We start from the raw sequence: 5,469 nt of genomic DNA, 5'->3' as shown, positions 1-5,469 counted from the left end.
CGTCGGGCCGTTCCTGCTGCACCCAGTGGCCCGCGCCCTCGATGATCAGCCTGCGCTTCAGATTGGGCAGCACGCGCTCGAGTTCGTTGACGCGCTTGGCGCCGATCAGGCCGGTGATGACGGCGTCCTTCGAGCCGGCAATGAAGAGGGACGGTTGGTGGATCTGCGCATCCTGCCAGGGCGCCGTCAGCTCCCAATTGCGGTCGAGGTTGCGATACCAGTTCAGCCCGCCGCGGAAGCCGGATTTGCGGAAGGTCTCGGTGAAGTAGGCGAGGTCGGCCTCGCTCAGCCAGTCCGGCAGCGGCTCATCGGCAGTCGCGTGGCCGAGAAATCCCTTGCCCTCCTGCACGAACATGGCCGCGGAGGGATCCGCAAGGCCGCGTCCGCCGAGCACGATGCGCATGGTGCGCGCAACGTCCTGCTCGAACTCGGCCTCGGCGACTCCCGGTGTCTGGAAATACTGCCAGTAGAAGTTGGTCACGCCGCCCTGACGCAGCAGGTCGAGCGGCTTGCCGCGGCCGCGGAATGGCGGCGGCACGCTCAGGCCCGCCACCGCCGTGAAGATGTCGGGGCGGAACAGTGCCGCGTGCCAGGCGACTGGCGCCCCCCAATCGTGGCCGACCACCATCGCCTTCTTCTCGCCAAGCGCCTGCACGAGGCCGACGACGTCACCGACCGTGTCGAAGATCGAATAGGCGCTCACGTCGGACGGCGCCGTGCTCTGGCCGTAGCCGCGCATGTCGGGCGCGACGACGTGAAACCCGGCGGCCGCGAGCGCCGGGATCTGGTGGCGCCAGGAATAGGACAATTCCGGCCAGCCATGACACAGCACCACCAGCGGTCCCTGGCCGGCCTCGCGGATGAACAGATCGATCCCGTTGGCCTTGATCACGCGGGTGGAAGACATCGCTTTTCCGCCTTGTTTCAGGGGTTTGGTCGAGAAATATGAGGTGCCACGATAGGGGTGTGACGAGAATCGTGCAATCTCGGGTTCCGGCACCAGCCTCATGTTGTTCGCGCCGGTTCCGACTGTTAGAACGCCGCTCTCAGGGCTTGGCCATGGCAATTCGTCTCATTTCGCTCCGTCGCAGCCGCTTCACCTCCGGCCTGCTGGTGCGCGCGCTTGTCGCCGGGATGCTGCTCGCGAGCCTCGGTTGGTGCGGAGTGCTCTACGCTGCCAACCAGAGCGTCCAGGGTGCCAAGAAGGCGGAAGATTCCGGCTTTGACGGCGATGCCCCCACCGCGATCCTGATCGAGGCCTCCAGCGGCAGCGTGCTGTTCGAGAAGAACGCCGACGAGCTGCGCGCGCCCTCCAGCATGATGAAGCTGATGACGGCGGAAGTCGTCTTCAACGCCATCAAGAAGGGCGACATGAAGCTGACCGACGAATACCGGATCAGCGAGAACGCCTGGCGCAAGGGCGGTGCGCCGTCGGGCGGCTCGACCATGTTCGCCGCCATCAACAGCAAGGTCTCGGTCGACGATCTCCTGCACGGCGCGATCATCCAGAGCGGCAATGATGCCTGCATCGCGCTGGCCGAAGGCATCGCCGGCAACGAGAAGATCTTTGCCGCCGACTTCATGACCAAGCGCGCCCGCGAGCTCGGCATGACCAAGTCGACCTTCGGCAACTCCAACGGTCTGCCCGACCCCGGCAACAAGATGACGGTGCGCGAGCTCGGCATCCTCGCCCGCCACATCATCCTGGACTTTCCGGAGTTCTACAAACTGTTCGGCGAGAAGGAGTACACCTGGAACAAGATCCGACAGCCCAACCGCAATCCGCTGCTCAATTCGATGGAGGGCGCTGACGGCCTGAAGACCGGCTACACCAAGGAGGGCGGCTATGGCATGGTCGGCTCGGCGGTGCAGAACGGCACGCGGTTGATCGTCGTCGTCAACGGGCTCGAAGACCCCGAGGATCGCGCCACCGAAGCCAAGAAGATGCTGGAATGGGGTTTTCGCAATTTCGAGACCCGCACGCTGATCGCGGCCGACCAGCAGGTCGGCTACGCCAAGGTGTTCGGCGGCGAGAGCCGTTCGGTGAAGCTGGTCGCCAAGACGCCCGTGAAGGTGATGGTGCACAAGAACGGCAGCGACAAGCTGATCGCGCGCGTCGTCTATAGCGGTCCGGTGCGGGCCCCGGTCGAAGCCGGCCAGAGGGTCGGTGTGGTCAAGGTCTGGCGCAGCGGCAACATCGCGGTGGAGACGCCGGTCTATGCCGCCGAGGCAGTCGGCACCGGCTCGACCATGCGCCGCGCCATCGACGGCGCCAGCGAGCTCGTGATCGGCATGTTCCGCGCAGGCGCCGAGAAGCTCTGACCATGAGTGAAAGCGCGACACAGCGGCCGTCCGGACGCGGACGCTTCATCTCCTTTGAGGGCGGCGAGGGGACTGGCAAGTCCACCCAGATCAAGAAGCTCGCCGACCGCCTCAAGGCAGCAAGGATGCGCACCCTTGTGACGCGCGAGCCGGGCGGCTCGCCGGGTGCCGAGATCATGCGCCATCTGGTGCTGTCGGGCATGGGCAAGCTGCTCGGGCCCGAAGCCGAGACGCTGCTGTTCGCGGCCGCGCGCGATGACCATGTCCACACCGTGATCGAGCCCGCGCTCAAGCAGGGCATTTGGGTGCTGTGCGACCGCTTCGCCGACTCGACGCGCGCCTATCAGGGCAGCCTCGGCAGCGTTTCGCCGGCTCTGATCAACGCGATGCAGCGCGTCACGATCGGCGATCTCAAGCCGGACCTCACCCTCATCCTCGACCTGCCGGTCGAGATCGGCCTCCAGCGCGCCGCCGCCCGCCGCGGCAGCGGCACGCCTGACAGGTTCGAGGGCGAGCAGCTCAGCTTCCACCAGGGCCTGCGCGAGGCCTATCGCAAGATCGCCGCGGACGACCCCGCGCGATGCGTGCTGATCGACGCCAATTCCGACCCCGACACAGTGGCGGGCCGCGTCTGGAACGCACTGCGCGATCGTCTCCTTCCGACGCCAGCCTCGGTGGTGTCGGCATGAGCCCGCGTCAGGCCGAGCGCGAGACCGCGATTCCGCATCCGCGCGAGACGAGCCGTCTGTTTGGCCATCGCGAGGCCGAGACGGCGCTGCTGTCGGCCTATCGCAGCGGGCGCATTCCGCATGCCTGGCTGATCGGCGGGCCGCAGGGGATCGGCAAGGCGACGCTGGCCTACCGCATGGCGCGCTTCGTGCTGGCGCACGGCCAACCGCTTGCGGACGTCGTGCAGCGCGCCGAGAGCCTGGCAGTCGACCCTGATGACGCCGTGGCGCGCCAGGTCGCCGCAGAGTCCCATGGCGGGCTGCTGACACTGGAGCGCACGGCGAACGACCGCGGCGTGATGCGCACCGTGATCACCGTGGACGAGACGCGCGAGACGATTTCGTTCTTCGGCTCTACGGCCGCAGCTGAAGGCTGGCGCGTCTGCATCGTCGACACCGTGGACGAGCTCAATCCGAATGCGGCCAACGCGCTTCTGAAGATTTTGGAGGAACCGCCGCAGCAATCGCTGTTCCTTTTGGTGAGCCACGCGCCGGCGCGCGTGCTCGCCACAATTCAGTCACGCTGTCGCAAGCTGCGCCTGCGGCCGCTCGGAACGGACGAGGTGATCAATGCAGCGGCCGAAGCGGCCGGCCTCGCTCCAACCGATCTGGCGTTGCGCGAAGCGGCGGAGGCCTCGGAGGGCAGCGTCGCGCGGGCGCTGACGCTGCTCGGCGGCGATGCGCTGAAACTCCAGCAGCGCACGGCGACGCTTTTGGCGCGACTTCCCCAGGTCGATCCGCGCGAATTGCACACGCTCGGCGATTCGCTCGGCACCAGCGACCGCGTCGCGCTTGCGGCCTTCATCGACGGTATCGACCGCTGGATCGCGGAACGCCTGCATGCGGATGAGGCGAATGCCAACCAGAACCTGCCGCGCCTTGCGCGCCTAGCTGAGGTATGGGAAAAGATCGTCCGCGCCGCGCGTGACACCGAAACCTACAATCTGGAGCGAAAGCCCTTGGTTTTCTCGGTGTTCGGCTGGCTGGCGGACGCAACGCGCTAGAGCATGATCCGGAAAAGTGTGTAGCGGTTTTCCGAGAGGATCATGCTCAAAACAATAACCTAACGCAGGTTCGTTTCCAAATTTTTGAGAAGCCGGTAAAGGAATTCGTCGTGGCAACGCGAGCTAAAAAATCCGTCAAGCGCAAGAGCGGCAAGAAAGCTGCGAAGAAGGCCACCAAAAAGGCCGTGAAGGCGCTCGCGCGCAAAGCTGCCAAGAAGGTCAAGAAGAGCAGGAAGGCTGCCGCCAAGAAGGGCGTGAAGAACAGCGCTGCGAAGACGGCAAAGAAGGCCGGCAAGAAGACTGCGAAGAAGCAGGTCGTCGCGAAGAAGGCTTCCAAGAAAAAGGCCGCCAGGAAAACGGCCAAGGTACCTCCGAACAAGGCACCCGCGAACAAGGCACCTGCAAAGAAAGTGGCCGAGAAGGCGAGGGCAATTGCGCCGCCGGCGGCGCCGGCTGCTGTCGTCGCTCCGCCAAAGGCTGCCAAGCCGAAGGCGCCACGCGCGCCGAAGCCGGTTGCAGCTACGCAAGCCGCAGCGCCCGCCGCGGCTCATGCGCGCGACAACGTCTTCTACATCACGACCGCGATCGCCTATCCCAACGGCAACCCGCATATCGGCCACGCCTATGAGGCGATCGCCACCGACACGCTGGCACGCTTTGCACGGCTCGACGGCAAGGATGTGTTCTTCCTGACCGGCACCGACGAACACGGCCTGAAGATGATTCAGACCGCGCAGAACGAGGGCCTGACCCCGTCCGCGCTCGCGGCCCGCAACGCCGCCCGCTTCAAGGCGATGGACGAGCGGCTCAACGTGTCGTTCGATCGTTTCATCCGCACCACCGAAGAGCAGCACCACCGCTCCACCCAGGAGATCTGGCGGCGCATGGAAGCGAACGGCGACATCTATGCCGACACCTATGCGGGCTGGTACTCGGTGCGCGACGAAGCCTACTACGCCGAGGACGAGACGCGCCTGAACGACGACGGCGTGCGCCTCGGGCCGCAAGGCACGCCGGTCGAATGGGTCGAGGAGAAGAGCTACTTCTTCCGCCTGTCCGCCTATCAGGACAAGCTGCTCAAGCTGTATACCGATCATCCCGATTTCATCGGCCCGGACTCGCGCCGCAACGAGGTGGTGAGCTTCGTCAAGGGTGGTCTGCGCGATCTCTCGATCTCGCGCACCACCTTCGACTGGGGCGTCAAGGTGCCCGGCGACGAAGAGCACGTGATGTATGTCTGGGTCGACGCGCTCACCAACTACATCACCGGGGTCGGCTTCCCCGACGAAAGCGACAGGAACTGGCGCTATTGGCCGGCCGATGTGCACATCATCGGCAAGGACATCATCCGCTTCCATGCGGTGTACTGGCCGGCGTTCCTGATGTCGGCCGGCATTCCCGTGCAGAAGCGGGTC

5 protein-coding genes are annotated in these 5,469 nt (G+C 65.4%); 4 read left to right on the top strand and 1 reads right to left on the bottom strand.

Annotated elements, in window-relative coordinates; translation table 11 throughout:
- The coding region (locus AC1D00_RS24605; protein ID WP_477012437.1) for an alpha/beta fold hydrolase at positions 1-907 on the bottom strand (907 nt) is incomplete at its 3' end.
- Between the two features lie 152 nt (positions 908-1,059).
- On the opposite strand from AC1D00_RS24605, the gene AC1D00_RS24600 reads away from it, so the two are divergent.
- The 4 genes from AC1D00_RS24600 to AC1D00_RS24585 form a co-directional block, all read left to right on the top strand.
- The gene (locus AC1D00_RS24600; protein ID WP_477012436.1) at positions 1,060-2,322 is read left to right on the top strand and encodes a D-alanyl-D-alanine carboxypeptidase family protein; all 1,263 of its coding nucleotides are present in this window, start codon (positions 1,060-1,062) and stop codon (positions 2,320-2,322) included.
- Between the two features lie 2 nt (positions 2,323-2,324).
- Complete coding sequence (gene tmk, locus AC1D00_RS24595) at positions 2,325-3,011, top strand: dTMP kinase (RefSeq protein WP_477012435.1); 687 nt, start codon at positions 2,325-2,327, stop codon at positions 3,009-3,011.
- Positions 3,008-4,054 (top strand): DNA polymerase III subunit delta', encoded by a 1,047-nt coding sequence (locus AC1D00_RS24590; RefSeq protein ID WP_477012434.1) that lies wholly within the window; start codon positions 3,008-3,010, stop codon positions 4,052-4,054. Before tmk ends, AC1D00_RS24590 begins: the two co-directional genes overlap by 4 nt.
- 110 nt (positions 4,055-4,164) lie before the next feature.
- Positions 4,165-5,469, top strand: a 1,305-nt coding sequence (locus tag AC1D00_RS24585; protein ID WP_477012433.1) for a methionine--tRNA ligase, incomplete at its 3' end; no start/stop codon positions are given.

The sequence above is a fragment of the Bradyrhizobium sp. P2_E8 genome (assembly GCF_056403875.1).
The sequence above is the reverse complement of the archived record's forward strand: the minus strand, read 5'-3'. Positions and strand labels throughout refer to the sequence as shown.